Below are 22,383 nucleotides of genomic sequence, written 5' to 3'. Positions count from 1 at the left end.
TCAAGATGCACAATATATGGTTTTAAAGCATCTGCGGTAGTTTATTGGATATTTATTGCAATAAAAAACATTGTGTTACAGTAAAAATCAAAATTGTGCACAAATTTATTTTTCTGAGATATATAGACAAACTCTTCCTATTATTTTTAGATCATTGGTTTTTGCTTCCAATGCTGGATATGCTGAATTTTCTGATGTTAATAGCACGGTGTCAGGCGAAATTCTACGTAGATATTTAATAAATACATCACCACTATAGTTAACTACATAAGCATCACCATCAATGATATTTACAGCTCCTCTATCTACAGCAATTGTGCTGCCATTCATATAAATAGGGTACATGCTATCACCTCTTACGCGCATACAAAATGCATCTTCAGGTTTAATTCCTTTCGCTATAAAAAATGAATCATGCAGCCATACTCTATCTTCTGTGTCATCTTCAATTGCCTCGCACCCATTGCCAGCAGAAGCACATGTCTCTGTATAGTATGGGATTGCTCGCATACCTTGAGGAAGCTGAGTGTTTTTGTCCCATGATGAAACTTCAGAATGATATTCAACGCTAGGGTCTCTTTGTGAGTTTTTATTAATTGGTACAACATCACCACCATACATTAACCATTCAGTTGTAGTTTTTAATGCTTTTGCTAAATCTGCAATCTGAGGTGTTTTCTTGTACTCGCCTCTTTCTAATTTAGAAATGCTGGCCTGACTTAATCCAAACTCCTCAAAGTCATCTTGTTTCATTCCTAGTTCTAAGCGACGCATTTTAATTCTTTTACCTAATTCGTTGTTACTTTCCATAATATTATATTCCAAATGGAATAATTATGACGCATAAAAAAGATTTAAACAAATCTTTATAGAATATTCTTGTTGAGTAAAATAAATTCTTCTATATAATTAAAAGAATATTAAATATGTTTGGAGAATAATATTTTATGAATGCATTTAGAGAGGCTGTTAAATTGATCGGTGGTCAAGAGGCAGTAATCCAAGAGTTATCCAAGCATGGAATCATGGTAACTCAAAGCTGTATCAGTAAATGGCTTAATACAGGCGTTGCTCGTCCAGATTGGGCGGTGATACTTGAGGCTAAGACGAATATTAGCAAAAAGAAATTATGTCCACAGTTTGCTTTTGATAAATCAGATCTTAAGAAAATATCATTGGCTGAAAGCTCTCTATCTCCAAAATTTAGATTGGGCGGGTTTCAGAAACCACAGGAGAGCTAATCATGACTCCAAAATCAGTACGTGATCACATCATCAGTGATCTGAAAAATGGTCGCTCTGTAACTGTGCGTGGAATTAATCTCAAATATCACACAAATGGCGCTACAGCACGATTAAGTGAGATTGGCACTATTTATCCACTTGCTAAACGCTGGGCGACTAATCAGCGTACAGGCAAGCCATACAAGATTTATTCGTTGGAGGTTCAATGAGTAGGTTAGCCACTAATTGGGCTTGGGATTTAGATATCAAGCCAGCAACACTGAAATTAATACTTTTATCAATGGCTGATAGAGCAGATGAATATCACTCATGCTATCCAAGCAATTCACGCTTAGAGAAAGATACTGGATTGAATATTAAAACTGTTCAAACAGGTATTTTGAAATTAATTGAAATGGGGTTGATTAAAGATACTGGTAAACGTAAAGGTCCTACAAATTCAGTCCGCGTATTTCAATTAAATATTGAGATTAAAGAGGTTAAAACAAGCTCACCCAAAAACGGTAGCTCTACCAAAATTGGGGTTGCTATAAGCGAACCCGAAAATGGGGTAGGTAGCTCACCCGAAATTGGGGTGGATAGCTCACCCGAAATTGGGGTACAGAATCTACCAACTGAACCTCCCATTGAATCTATTAGTAGTAGTGGTGGTAAGGCAGATGATTTTAATGATTCAGAAATTAAGCCAAATCCATATCAACAAATTATCGACAAGTGGAATGATTCAGGATTTACAAAAATTAGAGCAATTGGTGGAGAGAGAGAAAAGTTACTTAAAGCAAGAATCAAGGAATATTCACTTGAATTAATCATTGAAGCTATCGAAGTGGCTAGTCAATCCAATTTCCTAAAAGGTGGCGGAGATAGAGGCTGGGTAATGGATTTTACATGGTTCGTTAAGCCTAATAATTTTATCAAAGTTTTAGAGGGTGGCAGATATGTTGATCGACCACAAGGAGGAGTTTATGCAACCAATCAATCAAATCACACAGACAACTCGCTTGTTGGTAGGGCAAGAGCCAAAGCAGAAGCAAGCTATCAAGCAATGCTCGACGAAGAAGCAAGAAGCAATCGTTGATCGGTTTTGGTTAAAAATGGCTGAGATTTGGGGGCATAAATGGGGTTCACAATATGGTGCAAATGCTAATTACGATGGTGAGTGGGCTGAAATGCTTTTATCCCTAAGCATGCAAGAAATCGCAAGAGGCTTGGAGGCTGAAAAGCGCAGCGAAGATAAATGGCCGTCACCAGTACCAGTGTTCAGAAAAAATGCAGAAGGTGGGTCGCTTGCTTTCAATGAAATTTATGAAACTTGCATCTACTGGGGCAATGAATCGGTACTTGAGCGTAAAGGGCTAAGTCGTACAAGAGAATGTTTATTCATCATGAGCTTGATAGGTGCAGATATTAAAACAGCAACAACCAAACAGGCAGAAATATTGGTTAGATCAGGAATCAATCAGCTTAAAAAACATTTGGAAATGGGAAATGAATTACCTGATTTTCTAGTTGAAATTGATGAATTTCCTCAGGGTGAAAAAGTTGGATTTAGCTTGGCGGCATTTAATGAATTGGCGGAGGGTTAAACATGGAATTAATTAAAATCGAGTTATCAAATATCAATAACCAGGACATTAAGACTGTAAATGCTCGTGAATTACACGCTTTCTTAGAAAGCAAACAGGATTATTCAACCTGGATAAAATCACGCATTGAAACCTATGGTTTTGAAGAGAGCGCAGACTTTATCCGCTTCCACAAAAAAATGGAAGCGAACAATGCAACTGTTATTGAGTATCACATCTCAGTGGATATGGCTAAAGAATTGTCTATGGTTGAGCGCAATGAAAAAGGCAAGCAAGCGCGTCAATATTTTATCAAGTGCGAAGAAATTGCAAAATCAGCAGTTCCACAAATCCCAACTAATTTTGCTGATGCTCTTCAATTAGCAGCAGACCAAGCAAAGCAATTGGAGCAACAAGCTCCAAAAGTGAATTACTTCGACAAAGTTGTTGAGCGTGAAAACTTGCTCAATGCAACTCAAGTGGCTCAAAAATTAAAGATGTCAGCAGTCAAGATGAATCGCTACTTGGATGAAATGAAAGTTTACAACAATACGATCAAGCGTGGTCGTGCGTTCCAACAGTGGTTTGTAGATAAAAGCTATGGCGTTATGCGTCAAACAGAATTGGGCTATGCACAGCCAATGTTTACGCTAACTGGCGAGGCTTGGATTATTGAATGTTTAACTGCTGAAGGTGTGGCGTGATGAGTGTTTTAGAATCGCAAGAAGAACGACAAGAAAGACTGAAAAGAACATTAGCCCTCATGTTTTCAGATGCTAAATCGCATAAGTGTAAATGCGGAACAATGATTTTTCTTGATGCAGAGGAAGAGCAAGCGTTTAAAGATGGGCGATTACAGTGTGCAATATGCGGCGAGATTTTGAGAGGTACAGAATGTTAAAAATTGAAGATGTGAAAGCTGGTGATAAGTTGGAGTGTATTGATCGTGATGGTTATGTTAACCAAGATAATGGCTATGGCCGTATTCGCAAGCAAATACTAAAAGGCCCTATTGTTGTTTTTGAGATCACAAAAAATGGTGTGAGCTTGACTAGATCAGGCCTTCAAATTCCTTTGGATTCACTCAAATACTTCAAAAAGAAAGAGCAATCACAGCAATATACGTTTGATGATCTGATTGATGTAGCGACTAAAGCATTTAAAGATAGAGCAATATTCAGTGTAGGAATTACTATTTGTGCGGTCAGCATTAAACTGCATGATAAAAGTGAAGAAGTTTTTACAATTGCGGATATTGACGAAGGCATTGAGTTTATCCAATCCCTCTACAAAGAAACCTTTGTGATCGAATGTGAAGAAGATATTAAGCGCATCAAAGTTGATTCGACAATTACATTAGCGAATGGAAATATCATAAAAGTTAAAGAGTTGTGTAGATATGGTGTTGAGTATTCAAATTTATCTATCGTGTATAGAGATGAAAACTATCATGTAATCATTCATACAATATTAGAATTAAAAGGCGCAACAGTAGAGCAAGAGCGAGGTCGCGATGACTAAGTTAATTAATGCTGATTGCATGGAAACAATGCGTGAATTTAAAGATGGCCAATTTGATTTGGCAATTGTAGATCCACCTTATTTTCACGACTCAAAAAGAATGATTACACCAGGCGCAAAGATTTCAACAACTGGTGTTGAAAGAAATAATACAGATTTTGATTATAAGTATTGGCAAGTGCCAAGCTTTGAATATTTTGCTGAACTGGCTCGAGTATCGAAACATCAAATCATTTGGGGTATTAACTATTTTGATTTTGCAGGATTGGCGAAAGGTGGGCGATTGATTTGGGATAAAAAGAATGATCAATCTACATTTAGTAATGCTGAAATTGCATCGTGCAGCATGATCGATGCAGTTAGAATTTTTCGATATACGTGGGATGGAATGCGCCAAGAGAGAATGGATTGGCGTAAAGAAGAAAAAATACATCCAACTCAGAAGCCAATCGCACTTTATGAATGGTTGATGATGAATTATGCCGAAAGCGGTCAAAGTATTTTAGATACTCACATGGGAAGTGGTTCAAGTGCTATTGCTGCTGCAAATCTTGGAATCGATTATACAGGTATTGAAATTGATCCAGTTATGTTTGAAAAAGCCAAGTGTCGAATTGAACAAATGACACAACAAGAGAGGTTATTTGCATGACTAAGTTCTACATCATCAATAACAACATTCTACAAAATGCCATCACTGAGATTCGCGCAGTCATGGCAAAAGGAATCACGCCTTTAGTTTCTATCTCTGAAAAAAAAGAAGATCGTTCAAAAGCTCAGAATCGCTTAATGCATCAATGGTTTAAAGACATTCATAACATGACAAACCACGGCTTAGAGTTTGAATCTGGTCGCTGTAAGTATGCATATTTCTTGCCTGTAATGGCTTCAAGTGAAGATGAAGAAGTCAGAGATCAGTATTTGCTAATTAAAGAAATCGAAAAATTACGTGACTATGAATACGTTTGCAAGGCTCTTGGTGCGAGCGCTATTTCATCAACAAGTATGTTGAAAGTAAAAGAATTTGCACAGGCATTAACAGCAATGCAACAAGGCGAATATCAATATTGTTTAACTGATCCGTCAATGATGGGCTTGGATATGGGGAGGTTTTAGTGGCTGATAAGGAAATTAGCAATGTGATTCAATTCAAAAGGGATTGCGAGCATATATTTATTGGCAGGCTACATCATCCAGAAGCGTTGACAGCAATTTATTGTGATCATTGTGGCTATGTTGCCAATGAAATTGAGCGCCTTGTGTTCTTGCGAACATACTTAACAAATCATATCAATATAGCAATAACGCTATTAGAGCAAGGCAAAATAGATGGTTTTAATGATTACTCTCAAAGAAAGATAAATACCAGCTCAAAGAATGTAGTTGATGCAATTTTGATGAAGACAATGCATTTTTTGGAGGATTGAATAATGGATAAGCAAGAAAAGATTGTGTGTGCTGCGATTCAATTCCGACCATACATTTGTGAGCATGATGGCTTTGGAGATAAAACAGAGTTGAATGGATGTAGTTATGACGAGATTAGATCGTCTTTTGCGTATGAATATCTTTGCGTGACGGGGTCGTCAAAGGATGAAAAAGAAGGCTTTATTACATCCAAAAACCGCTTTGTAGATGCTAAAGAGGCTATGAAGATTGCTGTTGAAGAAAATCAAATAGAAGCAATTAGAAAAGTATTTGATGCAATACCAAATTTTCATGATAAAGGGATTGATTCCCATGAATTTGGAGAGGCTGCTAATGCTGCAATTGATATTCGTGATGAATATTTGGCTAGAGAACTAAAACCAGAGGACTTGTACTAATGGCTAAGGGAATTATCAATATCGTATATAACGGTCAGAAAAGATCATTTGGTGGCATTCATCATTTTAATTGGTGGGTTGATCTACAAGAACGATTTCTAAAATCAAAGGATATGAAAAATCATAAAGCAAAGGACCGGCTTGTTCATGAGCTAAATAGAGTTAAAGCAAATGTTTATTTCGGTGGTGAAAATGGCAAATCTTAGAAAACTAGCTCATGGGAAAGAATGTCAGGTTCGCATTCCCAATGTATGCAACTTCAATAATGAAACAACTGTACTTGCACATGTGCCAATTAAAGGCAGTGCAGGAATGGGACAGAAAACAATTGATCTGATTGGCACCTGGTGCTGTTCAAATTGCCATGACGTAATAGATGGTCGTGTTAAATCTCAATTCTCAAGAGAAGAGATCGACAATATGAAGTATGAAGGCATGATCAGAACTCAACTCAATGTAGTAAGAATGGGGGCGGTAAAATGGTAGAGATTAAAGAAGAATTATTACCTGAAGCATTCGTTCACTCAAAAGTAATGAGAAAAGTTGAGAAAGATCTATTTCTAATCGCATGCCGTAAATGCAAAGGCAATCAATCGGCAATGGCTAAGTATCTTGGGATTTCAAGATCAAAGGTAATTGATCGCATGAAGCTGTACGGCATTGAGGGCAATAAAAGGAGGGAGGGATGGTGATTAACTTTGAAGGCATGACGCTAAAAGAGATTGTAGAGGTCATTGAAAAGGAAGCTATCAGAAGCCAGTTGCTTAAAACTAATTGGAATAAAGCGCAGGCATCAGCTGATCTTGATATTGACAGAAAAACAATGAATAAAAAAATCAAGGAATATGGGATTTCAAGATAATGAAAATCAAAATTAACCATGAGATTTTAGACTTCAATTTGAATGAAGTAGTGCGCCAAGCTAGGGCTAGCAAGTATGGCAGTGCATCCAAGAAAAAGAAACTCATGCGTGATTTATATTTTCAGATCAAGCCACAAGTCAAAGGTGTATTGAGTGGTAAATATCACATCAATGCTCTTTGGCTTGTGCCAAGTAAAAATAGAGATTTAGATAATCTGTTATTGAAAGCAATCCTAGATTGTATGCAAGAAAATGGCATGTTAGTGAACGATAATCTAAATCATATTGTCAGCATCAATCATTCGTTTGAAGTGGTTAAGAAAGATAAGCAAGGCGTAGAAATTGAATTTGTGGAGGTAGCATGAGTTTTGGTTTAATCATTGAAGATGGAGTTCTTAAAGGCTTTAAAATGCCTGAGCATGATGTTCATAAAAAGCAATTTGCAGAACGTGAATTAAAACAGAGGATCACTAAAGAACAGTTGAGATACGCTGATCATGCTTTAGAGTTCCGTGCGCGTTGGTTGCTTGAATCAGTCGGATATGGTGATTCATCATGCAATATCAAAGATGGTGATAGAATGCCTGCAGGTAGTAATATTCCAATTGGTTGTGAGATTCCCGAAGTGGTTGCAAAGGCTATTCGTGCTTTGGATGAAATGAAAAAGATTAATAAAACCCATAAGCAATATGTTTTTCTTCTAAATGAGGTTTATTTGGCTAGAAAAGACAATGAAAGAATTGCAGATGTTATTAAGGAAAAAGGCTATTCAGCCAAGCAATTTGAGAATGCACGTAATAGATTTGCATATTTTTTAGTCAATTAATAATTTAATATGAAAATAGGGGAATAGTTCCCCACTTTAAGGGGAAATTTTTGATACATTATCTTTGTAGTGGTTGTTGTGTCTAGCGAAAGCCATTACAAAGCCCTCTGGTAAAGGGTTCGATTTCTGAGCGACAGAATGCAAGTAAATATTCGTGTTATCCAATAGCTTGCAACTGAATTTGAAAGACTATTTAGTGGTCTTCTGCATTTAATATCTATTTGCTGTATTAAAATAAGTCATTAATTTATTTTATAAGTATTTTTGTTGACGGAGTGATTAATATAGTAGATATTGAACTTGGAGATGCTGTTAGTTTGATGTGCAAAAGACCTCATAGAAATATGGGGTCTTTTGTTATAAGCCATCTATTATAGTAAAGATATTTAATTTCTGAGTAAATTATTCAGTGTATTTTTATATATACTGATGGCAATCATATAGTTTTATGTTTGGTTGTTAATTTTAGTTGTAATAGTTTAATCTATGTGGGCTTAGAGAAGTCTAAGTGGATAATTACAATTTAGTGGTATTGCTACCCCATTCAGTTGGGGTTTTTTTATGTTTAAAATAAATACAGCTAGCTCAGATAGTATTTTGTCATTAAGTGTAATGTTGACATTTTTAAAGTAATTTTATATAAATTAGTCGCTAAGTAATTAGCTCGCTTTGGTAGACCCTGCTTTGATACTTTTAGTCCCTCTAAGCGGGGTTTTTTATGTCTGATTTTACTAAGTTGCTCATTAACATTAAGAGTAAAATAACTCACTTTAAACGTGAGGCAATTGATCATGAAAAAATGTAATACATGCGGTAAAGAATTAAATATTGGCTTCTTTAATGAACAAAGTGGCGATGATTGTGTATTGTGTGCAGCATCAAGAGTAGAGCTCGCACCAGTAGAAAAACACGATCACGAAGAAGTAGAAGATACAGGCTGTGCAGGTGGTGCTTGTACGCTATAACAAACGAATTGATAAACAGCCCCTTAATTGGGGCTTTTTTGTGGGAGCAATAAAATGCTAAGTAAACACTTTAAAAAGAAAGAATTTGCATGTAAGTGTGGCTGTGGTCTTGGGCTGAATGACGGTGATGTTAATCCTGAATTAATCGAAGTGCTTGAAGATGTGCGAACTCACTTTGGCAAGCCTGTTGTGATTAATAGTGGATTACGTTGTGAAGCTCATAACAAGAAAGTTGGTGGTGCAAAAGCATCACAGCATTTACTTGGTACAGCTGCAGATATTCGCATTGCAGGTGTTAGCCCAAACGATGTTTATGCGTATTTAAATGAAAAATACACAACCAAATATGGTGTAGGTAAATACAGAACATTTACTCACATCGATGTTCGTGCAAATAAAGCTCGCTGGAAAGGTACGGGCGTTTCTTAGATCAGGGAATGAATATGGAAATAATGAAGATTGTTTTACTAATGATTGCACTTGGATATGCAACATTGGCAATGATCCTTGTTCCGTTTCTTCTCATGCGCTGTATTCAATATTTAAAGTTCATTAAAAACGATGAATATTATGATTACGAAAGATGGCTAAATGACCAGAAAGAAAAGTGGCGACGGTAAAAGGTAAGCGGTAGCATCGCAAAAGTGCAAGTTAAAGAGATTGATCTAGCATCTTGGCAGGGTGCTAGGCTGAGTTTCTATGTAGTACAGACAAACGAGATACATGCTGTTATTTGCGTTTAAATAACGACAATTGTGGAGGTTGGTATGCGTAAGAAAATTGTCTTGATTTAAATAATATTTGGTGAGATTGACGATTCACTCAATACTTTGAAAAGAGTATTGGGCTGAGTTGTTAAGTAATATTTAATAACTGGTGGTGTATGGATAAGAAGATAGTGATCATTGGATCTCATGCTTTGGTGTTTATTGGGCGATTTGTTGAATGTGTAGAACGGCATAGAGAAAAGAGTGAGTTTGCAGTATTGGCTGAACATCATGTTTCATTGCAATCTTTATCTAGTCAAAATCAAATGCCTATTAATAATGTTGACCATTTAAGAAGCACAAACAAAAGGTATCGCAATGCAGTTAAAAGAACTATTCACAAATGACAATGGGCGATTGAGCACAACCAACACTATACAGATGATGAGTGCTATTACGTTGTGCATTGGCTTCTTTGTTGCGATGCTGTTTGATCTAACTGTGCCAAGTGAATTAGCTTTCATTATTGCAGGCATGGCGACATTGACGGCAACATCTAAAGGCTTTGTTGCATTGAAACAGCTTAAAAAATAACAACATATGGGTTAATAGTATTATATTGTTGATTCCTCCTAGTAATGTACGTTGAGAGATTAATGAAAAAAATAAAAATTTTAGCAGTCTTATTGATCACACAATCCATTGTTACTACTGCCTATGCCACTGTATGCATGGGAGATGGTAGAATAAAAGAACAATATATTGTAATAATTGATGGAATATCCAATGGTGAGTATAAGGATAATTTTATAGAAAAGTCCTTGAATTTTTCAGCAAAGGTGGATGTAACGGTTCGAGAAGTAATAAAAGGTAATAAAAAAAACATAATCCCTCGTAATAAAGGGATGTTATCTATAGATGAAACATCACCGTATTTCCCTAAAAATTTTGAAGAGCAACAAAGCTTAATTTCTTCGTTGTGGGTGATTTATTCAGATAGTCATAATGACAAAGACAGTAAAGTTTTTGTATTTAATGGTATTCCATTTGAGTGCCCAGGTCATAAAAATAGCTCTAAATTGGAATAGGGTAGCGAATAAAAGGATGTATGAATAAGATCAAAACATATCTATTAATAGCATGGGGCGTTTTAACCGCCCTTTTTTATGTCCTGCTGAAAAGTAAGGATAGAAAGATTGAAAAACAACAAGACGAAATCAAACAACACAAAAGCAAGAATGAAGAGCTTTCATTCATCAATCAAAAAGAGCAGGAATCTAAAGATGTTCAAGATCATATTAGTGTTAGCAGTGAGTCTGATGTTGATCGCCTGCTCGAACAAAACAAAGCATACAGAGATTGATTACCAGGCAATTAATTGTGCAGGGTGGAAGCGTGGTTCTATCAGCAGACAGGACCAGCTAACATCAGGCACAAAAGAATGGATTCTATCGCACATCATTAAATACGATAGAGATTGTAAACGCCCGAGCGGCATAGATAAGGAAGCCGCTAATGGCAGATCATTTAAAAACTACATTTGAAAAATATCAATTTTGGGCGTTTACAGCCATGGCAAGTATCTTGGCTGGGATTGTCCTGAATTCACAGGCAGATACAAATAGACGACAAGAAGAAACACAGCGTGAGATAGTTGCTATGTCAAAGCAAGTTGCTGTTGTGGTGGTAAAGCTTGAATCATATGAAATGGCGCAACGCTCACTTCAAGATGAAGTTAAGGAGTTATCCAAAAGAGTTGGAACATTAGAGCGTGACAATGGTGAGATCAAACAACAATTAAGGCAGTTAAGTAAATAACATAAAACACCTATATAATTGCATCATCTAATAATAACTATAGGTACATCATGAAGATTTTAATTGGTTTCATTTTGTTTTTATCCGTTTCATTTGCATGTGATCAGCCTTATGAAAATATAGGTAGGTATAGAATCGGCTGTCCTCTAATAGATAAAGGAAAGTATAGCTCTTTAATATTTAATGAGGATATGACTATTTATGAGGATAGTGGTAATGAAACAGTCCAGAAAATTTATGTTGTAGAACTATATGGCAAAGTAGAAGGTATAGGATTTGAAAAGCTATTAGATTATGATAATGCTGAACATGATGTTAAAAGGTATTTGAGAGGGATACATAAAAAGTTTGGAAGAAAACTCAATACAAGCCTATACAGTAAAAGGATGGTTTGGTTGGATAGTATAAAAAGCGATACATCTTATGTTTCAATATTCTCTCATAAGTTAACTGACTATATTAATCAAATTATTGCATCAGACTAATACCATAAGACGAGCTAACAATATAGCTTGCTAGCCCCTTAATTGGGGTTTTTTATTACCTAAAGGAAAGTCACTATGGCGGCTAAAAACAAAGGCGGTCGTCCAACAGTATATGATCGATCGGTGCTTGATAAGGCAGAGGAATATATTTGGTTCTTTCAGTTATCAGAAGAAGAAAGAAATAATTTGCAAGATAGCAAAATTAATCCCACTGAAAACATCCCGACAGTTAGCGGTTTAGCTCTTTATTTAGGGCTTGCTAGGTCAACAGTTCAAGAATGGGAGAAATCTAAAAATCATGAGTTTTCGGGCACGTTAGAGAAGCTAAAGGCCGTACAGGAAGTTTTGATACTTAATAATGGATTGATTGGTAAATTTAACCCTACTATCGCAAAGCTTGCATTGGCTAATCATGGTTATTCAGATAAGCAAGACATTAAAATGTCAGTTAATCCGCTTTCTGACTTGATAGATGAGATTGGAAATGAAGCACGAAATAACAGTCGAGAATCTAAAGAGTAAAAGATGGCGGCTTAATAATTTATACAAAATTACAAATAAACGTAGACAGGTAATTACGTTCAATTTTAACAATGAGCAAGATGATTACTTTAACCGTGAGCATTCTCGAAACATCATATTAAAAGCGAGGCAATTAGGCTTTACAACATTAAAAGCAATCATGCAGTTAGATAGTGCATTTTTTGAGCGTGCAGCATGTGGGATGATCGCGCATAACTTGGATGATGCTAATAAGTTATTCAGGGAAAAAGTAAAGTTTGCTTATGATCGCCTGCCTAATTCATTAAGACTAAGCAATCCAGCATCAAATGATCGTGCTGGCGAATTGGTATTCGATAAAGGCGGTTACATATTCGTGGGTACTTCGGCTCGTGGTGGAACGCTTAATGAGCTTCATATTTCGGAATTTGGAAAGATATGTGCTAAGTATCCCGATAAATCCAAAGAGATTGTAACTGGTGCTTTTGAGGCTGTTTCTAAAGATGGAATCATCACATTAGAATCAACTGCGGAAGGAAAAGCGGGGTATTTCTATGAGTATTGCCAAGAATCACAAAAACTAGATCAAAGTAATTTGGGTGATTTAGATTGGAAGTTCTTTTTTTATGATTGGTTTAGTAATCCAGAATATGTATTGAATGGCAATAAAGACCAGATCACGCAAGGCACAGATGAATACTTTGATAAGTTGGCGCATGAATTAAACCAAGAGTTTAGTTTAGGGCAAAAGCTTTGGTATCAAGCAAAAGCAAGTACGCTTAAAGACGAGATGAAGCGTGAATATCCAAGCACTCCAAAAGAAGCATTCGATCAAGCGATTGAGGGTGCTTATTACGCTGAACAGTTTAGGCAATTAAGAACTAAAAACAGAATTGGCAAGTTACCTGATAATTCTCATTTGCCTGTTTTCACTTATTGGGATTTGGGTGTTGGTGATAGCACATCAATATGGTTTGTGCGAAAAGTTGGTGAAGAATATCACGTCATAGATTTTTATGAGAATTCAGGTGAAGGCTTAAGGCATTATTTTAAAGTGCTAAAAGATCGTGGCTATAACTATGAATCTCATTATGCGCCGCATGATATTCAAAACAGAGAGATTGGCAGTGATGCGAAAAGCCGTCAAGAATTAGCGCGAGAAGGATATATGATTGATGGGCAAAATTATTCAATTAACTTTGAAGTAGTACCTCGTCAATCCGTTGATGGTGGTATTGAGTTGGTTCGTGAAATTCTTCCATTATGCGCGTTTGATGAATATCAATGCGGCAAAGGCCTTGTGCATTTAGAAGCTTATAGAAAGGCTTGGGATGATAAAAATGGAGTGTGGCGAGATAAGCCGCTTCACAATGAAGCATCTCACGCTGCTGATGCTTTTAGATACTTTGCAGTTGCTAATAATATGAAAGATCGAACAGCTAAACGTGTTGATCTGCCATTCTAGGAATTAAAATGAAAGTAGATACAATTTCAAATGACATTGCCGAATTCCGTACCATGATAGAGCCTATTATGGCTCTACTTGGCGGAACAAGTGCCATGAGAAGTGCTCGTGAATCTTATTTACCTAAGTTCAAGGCTGAAACGGCAGATGATTATAATCGCCGCTTAAGTGTTGCAACATTAACGCCATATTTTGAAGATACAGTAAAATCTATGGGTGGTCGTGTATTTTATAAAGCATTAGTTGTTGATGATTTGAATGAAAAAGTCAGCGCCTATAAAGAAGATTTTAACGGCTCAAATAAAAGTATGAATGGTGTATTTGAATCTATTTTCTTTGAAGCTTTGGCGTATGCTAGATCATACATTGTTATTGATTATTCTTCTGTAGAGCAAGCGAAGTCACTGCAGGAAGAAAAAGAAAACGGCGCAAGGCCTTATGCTTTTAAGATTGGCGCTGATCAAGTGATGGATGTGCGTAAAGATCAGGGCGGAATCACACTACTTAAATACATACACAGCGTGATTGATGAAGCTAANNGGCGCTGATCAAGTGATGGATGTGCGTAAAGATCAGGGCGGAATCACACTACTTAAATACATACACAGCGTGATTGATGAAGCTAATACAGATGAATTTGAGATTAAATATCTTGATGAAATTGTATTAATGACACCTGGGCGAACACGATTCTATAGAAAAAGTGGAGATAATGAAGCTTGGTCATTACATGATGATGTTGAGATCAAAGTTGGTGGCAAAGATTACCCATATGTCATGGCCTCTGAATTAAAGCTTGCGAAAAAACCTCCCTTGGCTAATTTGGCTGATCTGAATATCAAGCATTGGCAGTCACAATCAGAGCAAGACAATATTTTAGGAAAGGCAAGAATGCCAATCTTAAAGCTGAAAGGCACTAATATTGGTAAAGACGAAGAGTTGCTAATTCAGGGGGCGATTCAGTTGCCAGCTGATGGTGATGCTTCATATATTGAACACTCAGGTGCGGCGATTGAAGCAGGTCAAAACTCTTTGAATAAACTTGAAGAGCAAATGGCTGTTGCAGGATCCAAGCTTCTCATGCGAACCAAAATGGCCTTGACTGATACTCAGGCAAAATCAGAAAGTACGAAAGAAGTCAGTGAATTGATGTTGTATGGAATGATGCTTAATGACTTTATCAATGATGTGATCTATAAATTTGGTTTGTGGCTAGGTTTAGAAGATGCAGGCTCTATTGATATTACAGATAATCTCAAATATACGGTTGATAGTGATGTCACTACATCAGATTTACTGCAATCATTAACACATGGTGTTATTTCAAAACGCACAGTATTTGATACGTTGGTTGCTCGTGGTGGCATTGCTGATACTCGTACTTATGAGGAAGAGCAAGATCTGGTTGGTATTGAAAGAATTGGGAGCATTGAGGTTAATGAATGACAACAATCAGCTACAACGATTTAACGGTTGCTTTATGTGAATATAAGATCAATATTTTTCGTTATGATGCTTATGTGCGATCAATCGTATTTAAGCATCTTGATAATACTCAGAAAGACCTTATTGCCCGTATTATCAGTGATGATATTGCTAATATCACTAAACGAGATCTTGATCTTCTTGTACGTGATATCAAAGGCATTATCACAGATGAATATGAACGAATCATCGCGTATTTGAATGATACGAATCAGCAATTCTATGTTGCATCTCATAAGATTGAAGCCAATATTTACAACTCATGGCTTGGCTATAAAGCATTTAGCTCAATGCCGAATTACAAGCTAGAATCCATTAAATACGCACCATTGTTTGATGGTCGAGATATCCGTGATTGGTGGGAAAAGCAATTGAGCGATCTACAGTTCAAGATTGAAACTATTATCAGAAATGGCAATGTTATTGGTGATTCGCAATATAACATTTCAAAAGATATAAGAAATCAAATCAGAATCAGTAAGGTTCACGCTGATACATTAGTGAGAACAGCCAATGCGGCGATTGCAAATGATGCCCAAGAAAAACTAATTGAATATAATTCTGATTTAGTAGAAGCAAAACAGCATCTATCCACACTTGATAGTAGAACGACAGATGTATGCAAGGCTCGTGATCTGAAAAAGTGGACTTTGGATAACAAGCCAATTGGCCACAAAATGCAATATAGAAAGCCACCACTGCATTATCGATGCAGATCAATCATCAGAATGATATTGAAAAATTCAGTTGCTTCTACACGATCAAGTCAATTTGGGCAAGTGAATGACAATGTGGATTATTCTAATTGGCTTAAATCTCAGCCGATCAATTATCAAGATCGAGTATTAGGCATTCAACGAGCCAAGTGGTTCAGAGAAGGAAAATTAATGATTGAGCAGATGCTTGATCAGAGTGATCGGCCACTAACATTGAAGCAATTACAAGGGATTTATGACCTATGAGCAAAGAGAAGATTGAGTTAAAAATTATTAAGTGCGAAATCAATGAACATCAAATATTCGATATCACAGATCAGCACGGTAACAAATACGAAATGATTGGTGCGGTTGAGTTTGAAAAAACAGGAAAATTTGTAGCTGCAACAGTCGAGTTTATGTTCATTGACGAAGATGGTGATTTGCCCTGTGGTAAATATCGGCTAGAGCCGCAGCATATTCCTCACATTAGAAAATAACAGCTCCGAAAGGGGCTTTTTTGTTACTCAAAATTTATTAATCGAGCGTGATGCTCAAATAATTAGGCGAGAAGCCAAGGAAATAAAATATGTGGAAAACAGATGAAAATGGCAATTTAGTTGTAGTTGATGGCAATCCTGTGGTGATCACAGCAGATGGCAAAGAAGAGGCTTTCTCTTTGGAATCAAACAAGCAATACATTGAATCTTTGAAAGCTGAAGCAATTGGCCATCGCCAAAAAGGCAATGGATACAAAGAACAGTTGCAGGCATTTGATGGTATTGACCCAGTTAAGGCGCGTGAAGCAATGGAAAAGGTCAAATCATTCAGTGAAAAAGATTTGATTGATGCTGGCAAGGTTGAAGAAATCAAAGCAGAAATGAGACGTGTACATGATGTTCAGTTAAGTGAAGCGACTTCAAGAGCTGAACAATATAAACAACAAATGCAATCCTACATCATCGGGCAATCATTTGGTGAATCAAAATTCATTGCAGATAAATTGAATATTCCAAGTGATATGGCACGTGAGTTCTTTGGTAAGCACTTCACTGTCGATGCAAATAATCGCGTTATTGCATTGCATGACACAAATAATCTAGAAAGCATTATTTATTCTGATTCTAATCCTGGTGAACCAGCATCTTTTGATGAGGCATTAGCGAAGTTTGTTAATGCATATCAACACAAAGACACAATTTTAAAAGGTAGTGGCAATAAAGGTGGTGGCACTAGTAACTCAGGTAATGCACCATCAGGTATTAAACGATCTGAAATGAGCCCATCAGAAAAAGCTACATACATTCAAAAACATGGACAAGAAAATTTCTTAAAACTTCCAAAATAGGTGAAAACAATGGGAACAACTGTAAATAAAGATATGGTTATTTATAACCAAACAGCACAGACTGCATTTTTAGAACGTCGACAAGATAATATTGACGTTTTTAATAGCATGTCTAATGGTGCAATTGTATTGGAAAGCAAGATTATTCCAGGTAATTTTGCACAATCATCCTTTTATAAATTAGGCGGCGAGATTGTTCATCGCGATGTGAATTCAACGGCAAAAGTAACACCTGATATTATTGGCATGGGTGAACAAGTTGGTGTTAAAGTTCCATATAAATATGGTCCATATGCTTCAACAGAAGAAGCATTCAAGCGTAGAGCTCGAAGCCCTGAAGAGTTTGCCTATGTTATTGGTCAAGATTTAGCAGATGCAACATCAGCAGGCCATTTACTTTATGGTGTTGGTGCATTAACAGGGGCGATTCTAAGTAATCCTGCGATGAATGTTCAAGGCAATATTGCTGTGGATGGCCGTAAAGCCCTCACACGTGCAATGCGAACATATGGGGATAAGTTTAATCGCGTTGCATTGTGGGTAATGAACTCTGATACATATTTTGACATTGTTGATGAAGCTCTGACTAATCAGATTTACTCTGAAGGTGAGATTATTGTTTATGGTGGATTGCCAGGCACAATGGGCCGTCCTGTTTTAGTCACCGACATGATCAGCCAAGATGTCTCTTTTGGGCTCCAAGCAGGTGCATTGAAAATCACTGAATCACAAATGCCAGGATTCCGAATCTGGGATATTAACGATGAAGAAAACATGGCAATCGGTGCGCGTGCAGAAGGTACATTCAACCTTGATTTGCTTGGCTATTCTTACAAGATGTCAGAAGGTGAAAATCCTGATATTGAAAAGCTTAAAGCTAAGACAAGTTGGGAAAAACACGCTAAGAGCAACAAGCTTACTGCTGGTGTTCTTATTGATCTTACATCAACGGGTTCTAATGGCCCTGGTGGTCAAGTCGGTGATTAATCATTAATGGCGGTGTAATAACCGCCTTTTCTATGGAGAAAATAATATGTTTGAAAAACGTCAATGGATTCCAACCGACAGCCATCCTGGTGCGAGCGATTTAAATCGAATTGAAAATGGTATTGCTGATAACGATGCAGTAATTCAACGCATCAAGCAATTACCGAAACTTGAAAATGGCGCAAAAGCTGCTGATATTACCAAGGCTTACAATGCTTTAATTGATACAGTAAATGGCATTGCTACTGTTGATCATGTCGATAACTCTGATAATCAAGATAATGTCGACAACCAAGAACAAAAAGAGGGCGAATAAGTCCTTTTTTATTGGAGTGAATTATGGATAGTTATGTCACGCTTCAATATGCTGATGATTATCACTCAAAGCGAACAAGTGCGGAGAGATGGGCGATTCTCACAGATGATCAAAAGGAAAAGCGGTTAGTTTCGGCTTCTGATTTCATTGATGAAAACTTTGATTTTGTCGATGATCTAAATGAAAAGATCAGAAATGGCGAAGTTGAGGCGCCAATTAAGCTGATGAATGCCATTTGTGAAGTTGCTGCAAGTAATGAATTAATTATCTCTCGTTCACGCACTCAGAATAGCGTCAAAATCGATGTTATTCAGATTGAGTATAAAGATGATGATTCGGCATATCAAAATTCGTCAAATCGCATTAAAAATATGCTGGGCGGCCTTATTGAAGTTGAATCATCATCACTATTCGTGAGATTGTCGCGATGAACTATGAAGAAATCCAAAATATCGTCAATGAGTTGCTGCCTGAGTTTGGCGTTGCTTGCACTGCTGTTACTAAGATTGATGGTGAATATGATCCTGAAACTGGCATGACGAACAGTGAAAAGCATACAAAAGGACAAGTGGTTGTTACTAATATTGATATGCGCTTTGGCAATCAAAATAATCTCATTGAAGTGGGCGATCAAACACTTTTAGCAACTGCATCGCTTGAACTAGAAGTTGGTACGATCTGCACGGTTAATGATGTTAAATATCAAGTCATTGCACCAAATCCAATTAAGCCAGCTTCTACTATTGTGATGTATAAAGCACATGTGAGAAAGATATGAGTATTAAAGATCGTATCACTAAGCGAAAAGCAGAGATATTTGCTGAGATTGAGGGGGATTTAAACAAAGCATCAAACAGCCTTTTGTCAAAAATTCAGGCGAAAGTACCTGTTGATAGTGGAGAGCTTGAGATTTCATGGAAAATATCTCAAAAGGGCGATTTTCACTATGTTGTATTTAGCCCATCGGCATATGCTCACATTGTTGAATACGGCCTTTACCCCAATCCTCCCAAAAATCCAACAGGCAAAACTCAAAATGGTTTTTCAATTCAAGCACCAAAAGGCTATGCCAGAATTTCATTAGAAGAGGTTAAAAATGAGTTTAAGCGAGGCTCGTAAATCACTTGAGATTTATGTTCGTGATTTTGCTAAAAAGCATGGGCTAGGTGTTAGCTATGAGAATGTGAAATCAGACCACAAAGGTGAATATCTCGAATGCTTTATCTTGCCTATTTCACCGCACGATGAAACTTTCTCAAGCGAAAATCATCAATATATTTTTCAAGTTAATTTCTATTTAAATGAGAATGAGTCGGCTAAAAAAACAGATGAGTTGATAGATGGCTTCTCGCATGGCTTATCAAGTAGAAGAATTAATAACACTTCTGCGATTTATAAGCCCATCTCTAGGTCACCAAGTATTCGATCAGGCGGCAAATATATGACTGCCATCTCTATTTATTTTCAATTTTCTAAAACAATTTACTAGGAGTAAATATGTCAAAAGTAAGAGCAGATAAAGTTAAAATCTTTATCTCAAAATTGCCAATGGACAAAATGCCATCTACTGCGCCACAGGAAAGCGATTTAGTTGGTCTTTCGTGTGACTTAACAAATATGTCGATCGATTTTGGCTCAAGCGAGGAGATTGATGTCTCAACACTTTGCACTGTTGAAAATCGTGACGTTGAGTTTGGTTTAAGTAATGCAGGCTCATTATCAGGTGGGTTGTTCTTTGAGCCTGATAAAGGGGCTTATAGAGTACTCAAGTCAAGTCATAGCGGGAAACGAAAGCATTATATCAAGATGGTTTCTAGTGATTTGAACGACAAGGTGCTATTGACTGAAACCACATTGGGCACGGTAACTGCACTTTCACGCGCTGCAGATGTTGGCGCATACCAAACATGCGAAACAACAATTACTTTTAATCAAAAAGTTAATGATGAATATGCAGAAGAAGGGGAAAATTAATGGATATTACTAAATTTAGTCGTGATGAGCTTTTAAAACCAAGATCATTTAACCCTGAGTTGCCAGATGGTCAGATTGCCAAAGAAATTGAAATCACAATTCGATCATTTAAAAGTGATTCTGCACTCGACGATATTGATCGTGCTTTAAAGAACGAAGTAAAAAGCAATCAAGAAGCCATTAAGAGTGAAATTCGTCATGCGAAAACTATCTTAGTGGGCTTTAAGGGTATCAAGGTTAGTGGGAACGAATTGAAAGATGATGCTGATGGTATTGACTTTTTGCTGACTAACTTTGACTGGCTACGCACGCAAATTATCGATAAATCTAGAGATGATAAGTTTTTTTTGCTCAAAGATTAAATGTGCTCGAAGAGGATTTCTCTAAGTTTGTCCGTTTTTTCTATAAAGCAAATAAAAGCGGGCAAACTGAATATCAGAAGCACTTATCTCTACACAAGGCAACAGGGTTTATCTCAGATGAGCTAAAAGACCTGCCATCAATTCCTAGTGAGTTTGAGCATATATTTAAATGGTTTACTGATTTAGATAAAACTCGCAGGAATTACATTGGCATGTCGTTTGCATATGGATCGCTGATATATCAAGAGATCAAAGCTTATTTTGATTTGAAATCAATCGACTATATCAACTTGGAATTAGAGATTTTATTGATGCTAGATAGTCTGTTTTTACAGATTATGAACGAAAAAGAGAAAGAATGATGATGCCGCTTAAATGCGGTTTTTTATTATCCAAAAAAATAGCCCTGTAATCGCAGGGCTTTTCATTACAACCATTATTAGGAGAATTGCAATGAATGAATTAATTTTAACACAAGATTTAGTATTTGTAGATCAAAACGAAATTTACACAGATAGTTTGATTGTGGCTAGAGTATTTGAAAAATCTCACGCTAGAGTTTTGAAAGATATTAGAAATTTAATAGATGACCTTGATGGGATTACTAGCGAAGTCCAATTAGACTTGGCTAACTATATTGATTTTCAAGGAAAAGAAAGACCTAAATATAATCTATGCAGGGATGCTTTAACCTTATTGGTTATGGCTTACAGAACGAAAAAGGCTATGGAAATTAAGTTAGCTTACATCAAAGCTTTTAATGATATGGCGAATCAGCTTGGCTATTTTGCTAAATATCAAGATCTGATGCTATTTAAAGATAAAGCAGAAAAAAATGCTTCTCAGTGTGGTTATGGATTAAATGAATGGAAGCATTTAAAGCCTAAAATAGAAGAGGAACAAAAGTTTCTTGAAAGTAAAATTCAACCAGATTGGATAGATCAGTTGGACAAAAAGAAGATTCACTAAAGCCCGATAGCAAGGGCTTTTATTTTGCTTGCTATCCTGTACACTTCTAGAAAATATTTAAATGTATATAATTCAGGATAGCAAAATCAAAATGGAAAATTTACAAGCTAATTTATACCCATGTGCTCATTGTGGACAAACAGGCGTATGTGCAAATGGAGAGAATGGGCAATCGTGTATTGCATGCATAAAAATGAATGACCTTAAAGTAAAACCAGGTGTATCTGGTATTCCTTGCAGTATTTGTGGTGGAATTGGATTAGCTGAGCCAAAGACGGAACGTATTAACAAAAGGATGGGCAGTATTCTTGGTTTAACAGTTGTTATGGGGTTGATAATTTTAGTTTTTGTAACTCTAATAGGCCATAGCCAGCATTTACCTCAAATATTAACGTTTTCTAGTACTTTGCTGAGCTTTATTTTTGGTTATTATTTTTCAAGGCAAAAGTCTTGATTGTGGGT

43 protein-coding genes are annotated in these 22,383 nt (G+C 36.6%); 42 read left to right on the top strand and 1 reads right to left on the bottom strand.

The genetic code is table 11. The annotated features are described in order from the left end of the window. Positions 1–105 precede the first annotated feature (105 nt). Entirely contained in the window at positions 106–810 is a 705-nt protein-coding gene (locus BZK16_RS12605) for an XRE family transcriptional regulator (protein ID WP_077929253.1), read from the bottom strand. Positions 811–947: 137 nt separating this feature from the next. Here BZK16_RS12605 and BZK16_RS12600 point away from each other — a divergent pair, with 137 nt between their 5' ends. The 42 genes from BZK16_RS12600 (at position 948) to BZK16_RS12400 (ending at position 22,375) form a co-directional block, all read left to right on the top strand. Continuing rightward, a complete protein-coding gene (locus BZK16_RS12600) occupies positions 948–1,241 on the top strand; it encodes a hypothetical protein (RefSeq protein WP_077929252.1) in 294 nt (97 codons plus the stop codon). Positions 1,242–1,243: 2 nt separating this feature from the next. Continuing rightward, positions 1,244–1,453 (top strand): hypothetical protein, encoded by a 210-nt coding sequence (locus BZK16_RS12595; protein ID WP_077929251.1) that lies wholly within the window; start codon positions 1,244–1,246, stop codon positions 1,451–1,453. Further along, positions 1,450–2,322, top strand: coding sequence for a helix-turn-helix domain-containing protein (locus BZK16_RS12590; protein WP_077929250.1), 873 nt, complete (start codon positions 1,450–1,452; stop codon positions 2,320–2,322). The genes BZK16_RS12595 and BZK16_RS12590 overlap by 4 nt, the downstream gene beginning before the upstream one ends. After that, positions 2,210–2,830, top strand: a complete 621-nt coding sequence (locus BZK16_RS12585) for a hypothetical protein (RefSeq protein WP_143691181.1) — start codon at positions 2,210–2,212, stop codon at positions 2,828–2,830. Before BZK16_RS12590 ends, BZK16_RS12585 begins: the two co-directional genes overlap by 113 nt. Before the next feature lie 2 nt (positions 2,831–2,832). Further along, positions 2,833–3,513 (top strand): antA/AntB antirepressor family protein, encoded by a 681-nt coding sequence (locus tag BZK16_RS12580; RefSeq protein WP_077929248.1) that lies wholly within the window; start codon positions 2,833–2,835, stop codon positions 3,511–3,513. Continuing rightward, positions 3,513–3,710 (top strand): hypothetical protein, encoded by a 198-nt coding sequence (locus BZK16_RS12575; RefSeq protein ID WP_077929247.1) that lies wholly within the window; start codon positions 3,513–3,515, stop codon positions 3,708–3,710. The genes BZK16_RS12580 and BZK16_RS12575 overlap by 1 nt, the downstream gene beginning before the upstream one ends. Next, positions 3,704–4,330, top strand: coding sequence for a hypothetical protein (locus BZK16_RS12570; protein WP_077929246.1), 627 nt, complete (start codon positions 3,704–3,706; stop codon positions 4,328–4,330). Before BZK16_RS12575 ends, BZK16_RS12570 begins: the two co-directional genes overlap by 7 nt. Then, positions 4,323–4,982 (top strand): DNA methyltransferase, encoded by a 660-nt coding sequence (locus BZK16_RS12565; RefSeq protein WP_077929245.1) that lies wholly within the window; start codon positions 4,323–4,325, stop codon positions 4,980–4,982. Before BZK16_RS12570 ends, BZK16_RS12565 begins: the two co-directional genes overlap by 8 nt. Further along, positions 4,979–5,446 carry a recombination protein NinB gene (locus BZK16_RS12560; protein WP_077929244.1) on the top strand — a complete coding sequence of 156 codons (468 nt, stop codon included), beginning with the start codon at positions 4,979–4,981 and terminating at the stop codon, positions 5,444–5,446. The genes BZK16_RS12565 and BZK16_RS12560 overlap by 4 nt, the downstream gene beginning before the upstream one ends. Further along, a complete protein-coding gene (locus tag BZK16_RS12555; protein ID WP_077929243.1) occupies positions 5,446–5,757 on the top strand; it encodes a hypothetical protein in 312 nt (103 codons plus the stop codon). The genes BZK16_RS12560 and BZK16_RS12555 overlap by 1 nt, the downstream gene beginning before the upstream one ends. 3 nt (positions 5,758–5,760) lie before the next feature. After that, the gene (locus tag BZK16_RS12550; protein WP_077929242.1) at positions 5,761–6,156 is read left to right on the top strand and encodes a hypothetical protein; all 396 of its coding nucleotides are present in this window, start codon (positions 5,761–5,763) and stop codon (positions 6,154–6,156) included. Beyond that, positions 6,156–6,362 carry a hypothetical protein gene (locus tag BZK16_RS12545; RefSeq protein WP_077929241.1) on the top strand — a complete coding sequence of 69 codons (207 nt, stop codon included), beginning with the start codon at positions 6,156–6,158 and terminating at the stop codon, positions 6,360–6,362. Before BZK16_RS12550 ends, BZK16_RS12545 begins: the two co-directional genes overlap by 1 nt. Further along, on the top strand, positions 6,349–6,642 hold the full coding sequence (locus tag BZK16_RS12540; protein ID WP_096777524.1) for a DUF1364 domain-containing protein: 294 nt from the start codon (positions 6,349–6,351) through the stop codon (positions 6,640–6,642). The genes BZK16_RS12545 and BZK16_RS12540 overlap by 14 nt, the downstream gene beginning before the upstream one ends. Beyond that, complete coding sequence (locus BZK16_RS12535) at positions 6,636–6,848, top strand: helix-turn-helix domain-containing protein (protein WP_077929240.1); 213 nt, start codon at positions 6,636–6,638, stop codon at positions 6,846–6,848. Before BZK16_RS12540 ends, BZK16_RS12535 begins: the two co-directional genes overlap by 7 nt. Further along, the gene (locus tag BZK16_RS12530; protein WP_077929239.1) at positions 6,842–7,018 is read left to right on the top strand and encodes a helix-turn-helix domain-containing protein; all 177 of its coding nucleotides are present in this window, start codon (positions 6,842–6,844) and stop codon (positions 7,016–7,018) included. Before BZK16_RS12535 ends, BZK16_RS12530 begins: the two co-directional genes overlap by 7 nt. Beyond that, positions 7,018–7,383 carry a RusA family crossover junction endodeoxyribonuclease gene (locus tag BZK16_RS12525; RefSeq protein WP_077929238.1) on the top strand — a complete coding sequence of 122 codons (366 nt, stop codon included), beginning with the start codon at positions 7,018–7,020 and terminating at the stop codon, positions 7,381–7,383. The genes BZK16_RS12530 and BZK16_RS12525 overlap by 1 nt, the downstream gene beginning before the upstream one ends. After that, the gene (locus BZK16_RS12520) at positions 7,380–7,844 is read left to right on the top strand and encodes a hypothetical protein (RefSeq protein WP_077929237.1); all 465 of its coding nucleotides are present in this window, start codon (positions 7,380–7,382) and stop codon (positions 7,842–7,844) included. The genes BZK16_RS12525 and BZK16_RS12520 overlap by 4 nt, the downstream gene beginning before the upstream one ends. Before the next feature lie 791 nt (positions 7,845–8,635). Continuing rightward, positions 8,636–8,809 (top strand): hypothetical protein, encoded by a 174-nt coding sequence (locus tag BZK16_RS14480; RefSeq protein WP_198932463.1) that lies wholly within the window; start codon positions 8,636–8,638, stop codon positions 8,807–8,809. Between the two features lie 54 nt (positions 8,810–8,863). Next, the gene (locus BZK16_RS12515) at positions 8,864–9,238 is read left to right on the top strand and encodes a D-Ala-D-Ala carboxypeptidase family metallohydrolase (protein ID WP_077929236.1); all 375 of its coding nucleotides are present in this window, start codon (positions 8,864–8,866) and stop codon (positions 9,236–9,238) included. A 454-nt stretch (positions 9,239–9,692) separates the two neighbouring features. Beyond that, positions 9,693–9,923, top strand: coding sequence for a hypothetical protein (locus BZK16_RS14165; protein ID WP_143691180.1), 231 nt, complete (start codon positions 9,693–9,695; stop codon positions 9,921–9,923). Then, positions 9,895–10,110, top strand: a complete 216-nt coding sequence (locus BZK16_RS12510; RefSeq protein ID WP_077929235.1) for a DUF2644 domain-containing protein — start codon at positions 9,895–9,897, stop codon at positions 10,108–10,110. The genes BZK16_RS14165 and BZK16_RS12510 overlap by 29 nt, the downstream gene beginning before the upstream one ends. 62 nt (positions 10,111–10,172) lie before the next feature. Next, positions 10,173–10,604 carry a hypothetical protein gene (locus BZK16_RS12505; RefSeq protein WP_077929234.1) on the top strand — a complete coding sequence of 144 codons (432 nt, stop codon included), beginning with the start codon at positions 10,173–10,175 and terminating at the stop codon, positions 10,602–10,604. Positions 10,605–10,624: 20 nt separating this feature from the next. After that, positions 10,625–10,879 (top strand): hypothetical protein, encoded by a 255-nt coding sequence (locus tag BZK16_RS12500; RefSeq protein ID WP_077929233.1) that lies wholly within the window; start codon positions 10,625–10,627, stop codon positions 10,877–10,879. Positions 10,880–11,031: 152 nt separating this feature from the next. Continuing rightward, complete coding sequence (locus BZK16_RS12495; RefSeq protein ID WP_077929232.1) at positions 11,032–11,334, top strand: hypothetical protein; 303 nt, start codon at positions 11,032–11,034, stop codon at positions 11,332–11,334. 50 nt (positions 11,335–11,384) lie between these two features. Continuing rightward, on the top strand, positions 11,385–11,819 hold the full coding sequence (locus BZK16_RS12490) for a hypothetical protein (protein ID WP_077929231.1): 435 nt from the start codon (positions 11,385–11,387) through the stop codon (positions 11,817–11,819). 75 nt (positions 11,820–11,894) lie between these two features. Next, on the top strand, positions 11,895–12,341 hold the full coding sequence (locus BZK16_RS12485; RefSeq protein WP_077929230.1) for a terminase small subunit: 447 nt from the start codon (positions 11,895–11,897) through the stop codon (positions 12,339–12,341). Then, positions 12,304–13,785 carry a terminase gene (locus tag BZK16_RS12480; RefSeq protein ID WP_077929229.1) on the top strand — a complete coding sequence of 494 codons (1,482 nt, stop codon included), beginning with the start codon at positions 12,304–12,306 and terminating at the stop codon, positions 13,783–13,785. The genes BZK16_RS12485 and BZK16_RS12480 overlap by 38 nt, the downstream gene beginning before the upstream one ends. A 528-nt stretch (positions 13,786–14,313) precedes the next feature. Next, entirely contained in the window at positions 14,314–15,231 is a 918-nt protein-coding gene (locus BZK16_RS12470) for a DUF4055 domain-containing protein (RefSeq protein ID WP_077929227.1), read from the top strand. After that, positions 15,228–16,232: a minor capsid protein gene (locus BZK16_RS12465; RefSeq protein ID WP_077929226.1), complete on the top strand. Its 1,005-nt coding sequence runs from the start codon at positions 15,228–15,230 to the stop codon at positions 16,230–16,232. Before BZK16_RS12470 ends, BZK16_RS12465 begins: the two co-directional genes overlap by 4 nt. After that, entirely contained in the window at positions 16,229–16,465 is a 237-nt protein-coding gene (locus BZK16_RS12460) for a hypothetical protein (protein WP_077929225.1), read from the top strand. Before BZK16_RS12465 ends, BZK16_RS12460 begins: the two co-directional genes overlap by 4 nt. 89 nt (positions 16,466–16,554) lie before the next feature. Next, on the top strand, positions 16,555–17,313 hold the full coding sequence (locus BZK16_RS12455; protein WP_077929224.1) for a DUF6651 domain-containing protein: 759 nt from the start codon (positions 16,555–16,557) through the stop codon (positions 17,311–17,313). 9 nt (positions 17,314–17,322) lie between these two features. After that, entirely contained in the window at positions 17,323–18,300 is a 978-nt protein-coding gene (locus BZK16_RS12450; protein ID WP_077929223.1) for a major capsid protein, read from the top strand. Between the two features lie 46 nt (positions 18,301–18,346). After that, positions 18,347–18,616, top strand: a complete 270-nt coding sequence (locus BZK16_RS12445) for a hypothetical protein (protein WP_077929222.1) — start codon at positions 18,347–18,349, stop codon at positions 18,614–18,616. Positions 18,617–18,639: 23 nt separating this feature from the next. Continuing rightward, positions 18,640–19,047 (top strand): hypothetical protein, encoded by a 408-nt coding sequence (locus BZK16_RS12440; protein ID WP_077929221.1) that lies wholly within the window; start codon positions 18,640–18,642, stop codon positions 19,045–19,047. Then, positions 19,044–19,394 carry a hypothetical protein gene (locus BZK16_RS12435; protein ID WP_077929220.1) on the top strand — a complete coding sequence of 117 codons (351 nt, stop codon included), beginning with the start codon at positions 19,044–19,046 and terminating at the stop codon, positions 19,392–19,394. Before BZK16_RS12440 ends, BZK16_RS12435 begins: the two co-directional genes overlap by 4 nt. Continuing rightward, positions 19,391–19,735 (top strand): HK97 gp10 family phage protein, encoded by a 345-nt coding sequence (locus BZK16_RS12430; protein WP_077929219.1) that lies wholly within the window; start codon positions 19,391–19,393, stop codon positions 19,733–19,735. The genes BZK16_RS12435 and BZK16_RS12430 overlap by 4 nt, the downstream gene beginning before the upstream one ends. Then, complete coding sequence (locus tag BZK16_RS12425) at positions 19,713–20,105, top strand: phage tail terminator-like protein (RefSeq protein ID WP_077929218.1); 393 nt, start codon at positions 19,713–19,715, stop codon at positions 20,103–20,105. The genes BZK16_RS12430 and BZK16_RS12425 overlap by 23 nt, the downstream gene beginning before the upstream one ends. A gap of 8 nt (positions 20,106–20,113) precedes the next feature. Then, complete coding sequence (locus tag BZK16_RS12420; protein WP_077929217.1) at positions 20,114–20,590, top strand: hypothetical protein; 477 nt, start codon at positions 20,114–20,116, stop codon at positions 20,588–20,590. Continuing rightward, on the top strand, positions 20,590–20,952 hold the full coding sequence (locus BZK16_RS12415; protein WP_077929216.1) for a hypothetical protein: 363 nt from the start codon (positions 20,590–20,592) through the stop codon (positions 20,950–20,952). Before BZK16_RS12420 ends, BZK16_RS12415 begins: the two co-directional genes overlap by 1 nt. A gap of 2 nt (positions 20,953–20,954) precedes the next feature. Beyond that, entirely contained in the window at positions 20,955–21,314 is a 360-nt protein-coding gene (locus BZK16_RS12410; protein WP_077929215.1) for a phage tail assembly chaperone, read from the top strand. A gap of 91 nt (positions 21,315–21,405) precedes the next feature. After that, positions 21,406–21,921, top strand: a complete 516-nt coding sequence (locus BZK16_RS12405) for a Rha family transcriptional regulator (RefSeq protein WP_158076863.1) — start codon at positions 21,406–21,408, stop codon at positions 21,919–21,921. A 91-nt stretch (positions 21,922–22,012) separates the two neighbouring features. Then, positions 22,013–22,375, top strand: a complete 363-nt coding sequence (locus tag BZK16_RS12400) for a hypothetical protein (RefSeq protein ID WP_077929213.1) — start codon at positions 22,013–22,015, stop codon at positions 22,373–22,375. The last annotated feature ends 8 nt before the right edge of the window (positions 22,376–22,383 follow it).

It is taken from the genome of Wohlfahrtiimonas populi, from assembly GCF_002006795.1.
Lineage (GTDB): Bacteria > Pseudomonadota > Gammaproteobacteria > Cardiobacteriales > Wohlfahrtiimonadaceae > Wohlfahrtiimonas > Wohlfahrtiimonas populi.
Note: the sequence above shows the minus strand (reverse complement) of the source record. Positions and strands in the feature narration are given on the sequence as shown.

Coding starts and splice junctions, on each gene's coding strand:
- BZK16_RS12450 (WP_077929223.1), top strand. CDS start 17,323: ATGGGAACAACTGTAAATAAAGATATGGTTATTTATAACCAAACAGCA.
- BZK16_RS12560 (WP_077929244.1), top strand. CDS start 4,979: ATGACTAAGTTCTACATCATCAATAACAACATTCTACAAAATGCCATC.
- BZK16_RS12590 (WP_077929250.1), top strand. CDS start 1,450: ATGAGTAGGTTAGCCACTAATTGGGCTTGGGATTTAGATATCAAGCCA.
- BZK16_RS12405 (WP_158076863.1), top strand. CDS start 21,406: ATGAATGAATTAATTTTAACACAAGATTTAGTATTTGTAGATCAAAAC.
- BZK16_RS12550 (WP_077929242.1), top strand. CDS start 5,761: ATGGATAAGCAAGAAAAGATTGTGTGTGCTGCGATTCAATTCCGACCA.
- BZK16_RS12530 (WP_077929239.1), top strand. CDS start 6,842: ATGGTGATTAACTTTGAAGGCATGACGCTAAAAGAGATTGTAGAGGTC.
- BZK16_RS12570 (WP_077929246.1), top strand. CDS start 3,704: ATGTTAAAAATTGAAGATGTGAAAGCTGGTGATAAGTTGGAGTGTATT.
- BZK16_RS12425 (WP_077929218.1), top strand. CDS start 19,713: ATGAGTTTAAGCGAGGCTCGTAAATCACTTGAGATTTATGTTCGTGAT.
- BZK16_RS12465 (WP_077929226.1), top strand. CDS start 15,228: ATGACAACAATCAGCTACAACGATTTAACGGTTGCTTTATGTGAATAT.
- BZK16_RS12565 (WP_077929245.1), top strand. CDS start 4,323: ATGACTAAGTTAATTAATGCTGATTGCATGGAAACAATGCGTGAATTT.
- BZK16_RS14165 (WP_143691180.1), top strand. CDS start 9,693: ATGGATAAGAAGATAGTGATCATTGGATCTCATGCTTTGGTGTTTATT.
- BZK16_RS12575 (WP_077929247.1), top strand. CDS start 3,513: ATGAGTGTTTTAGAATCGCAAGAAGAACGACAAGAAAGACTGAAAAGA.
- BZK16_RS12435 (WP_077929220.1), top strand. CDS start 19,044: ATGAACTATGAAGAAATCCAAAATATCGTCAATGAGTTGCTGCCTGAG.
- BZK16_RS12420 (WP_077929217.1), top strand. CDS start 20,114: ATGTCAAAAGTAAGAGCAGATAAAGTTAAAATCTTTATCTCAAAATTG.
- BZK16_RS12600 (WP_077929252.1), top strand. CDS start 948: ATGAATGCATTTAGAGAGGCTGTTAAATTGATCGGTGGTCAAGAGGCA.
- BZK16_RS12605 (WP_077929253.1), bottom strand. CDS start 810: ATGGAAAGTAACAACGAATTAGGTAAAAGAATTAAAATGCGTCGCTTA.
- BZK16_RS12485 (WP_077929230.1), top strand. CDS start 11,895: ATGGCGGCTAAAAACAAAGGCGGTCGTCCAACAGTATATGATCGATCG.
- BZK16_RS14480 (WP_198932463.1), top strand. CDS start 8,636: ATGAAAAAATGTAATACATGCGGTAAAGAATTAAATATTGGCTTCTTT.
- BZK16_RS12430 (WP_077929219.1), top strand. CDS start 19,391: ATGAGTATTAAAGATCGTATCACTAAGCGAAAAGCAGAGATATTTGCT.
- BZK16_RS12440 (WP_077929221.1), top strand. CDS start 18,640: ATGGATAGTTATGTCACGCTTCAATATGCTGATGATTATCACTCAAAG.
- BZK16_RS12540 (WP_096777524.1), top strand. CDS start 6,349: ATGGCAAATCTTAGAAAACTAGCTCATGGGAAAGAATGTCAGGTTCGC.
- BZK16_RS12595 (WP_077929251.1), top strand. CDS start 1,244: ATGACTCCAAAATCAGTACGTGATCACATCATCAGTGATCTGAAAAAT.
- BZK16_RS12510 (WP_077929235.1), top strand. CDS start 9,895: ATGCAGTTAAAAGAACTATTCACAAATGACAATGGGCGATTGAGCACA.
- BZK16_RS12525 (WP_077929238.1), top strand. CDS start 7,018: ATGAAAATCAAAATTAACCATGAGATTTTAGACTTCAATTTGAATGAA.
- BZK16_RS12515 (WP_077929236.1), top strand. CDS start 8,864: ATGCTAAGTAAACACTTTAAAAAGAAAGAATTTGCATGTAAGTGTGGC.
- BZK16_RS12480 (WP_077929229.1), top strand. CDS start 12,304: ATGAAGCACGAAATAACAGTCGAGAATCTAAAGAGTAAAAGATGGCGG.
- BZK16_RS12490 (WP_077929231.1), top strand. CDS start 11,385: ATGAAGATTTTAATTGGTTTCATTTTGTTTTTATCCGTTTCATTTGCA.
- BZK16_RS12545 (WP_077929241.1), top strand. CDS start 6,156: ATGGCTAAGGGAATTATCAATATCGTATATAACGGTCAGAAAAGATCA.
- BZK16_RS12585 (WP_143691181.1), top strand. CDS start 2,210: ATGCAACCAATCAATCAAATCACACAGACAACTCGCTTGTTGGTAGGG.
- BZK16_RS12500 (WP_077929233.1), top strand. CDS start 10,625: ATGAATAAGATCAAAACATATCTATTAATAGCATGGGGCGTTTTAACC.
- BZK16_RS12400 (WP_077929213.1), top strand. CDS start 22,013: ATGGAAAATTTACAAGCTAATTTATACCCATGTGCTCATTGTGGACAA.
- BZK16_RS12580 (WP_077929248.1), top strand. CDS start 2,833: ATGGAATTAATTAAAATCGAGTTATCAAATATCAATAACCAGGACATT.
- BZK16_RS12535 (WP_077929240.1), top strand. CDS start 6,636: ATGGTAGAGATTAAAGAAGAATTATTACCTGAAGCATTCGTTCACTCA.
- BZK16_RS12495 (WP_077929232.1), top strand. CDS start 11,032: ATGGCAGATCATTTAAAAACTACATTTGAAAAATATCAATTTTGGGCG.
- BZK16_RS12520 (WP_077929237.1), top strand. CDS start 7,380: ATGAGTTTTGGTTTAATCATTGAAGATGGAGTTCTTAAAGGCTTTAAA.
- BZK16_RS12415 (WP_077929216.1), top strand. CDS start 20,590: ATGGATATTACTAAATTTAGTCGTGATGAGCTTTTAAAACCAAGATCA.
- BZK16_RS12460 (WP_077929225.1), top strand. CDS start 16,229: ATGAGCAAAGAGAAGATTGAGTTAAAAATTATTAAGTGCGAAATCAAT.
- BZK16_RS12445 (WP_077929222.1), top strand. CDS start 18,347: ATGTTTGAAAAACGTCAATGGATTCCAACCGACAGCCATCCTGGTGCG.
- BZK16_RS12505 (WP_077929234.1), top strand. CDS start 10,173: ATGAAAAAAATAAAAATTTTAGCAGTCTTATTGATCACACAATCCATT.
- BZK16_RS12455 (WP_077929224.1), top strand. CDS start 16,555: ATGTGGAAAACAGATGAAAATGGCAATTTAGTTGTAGTTGATGGCAAT.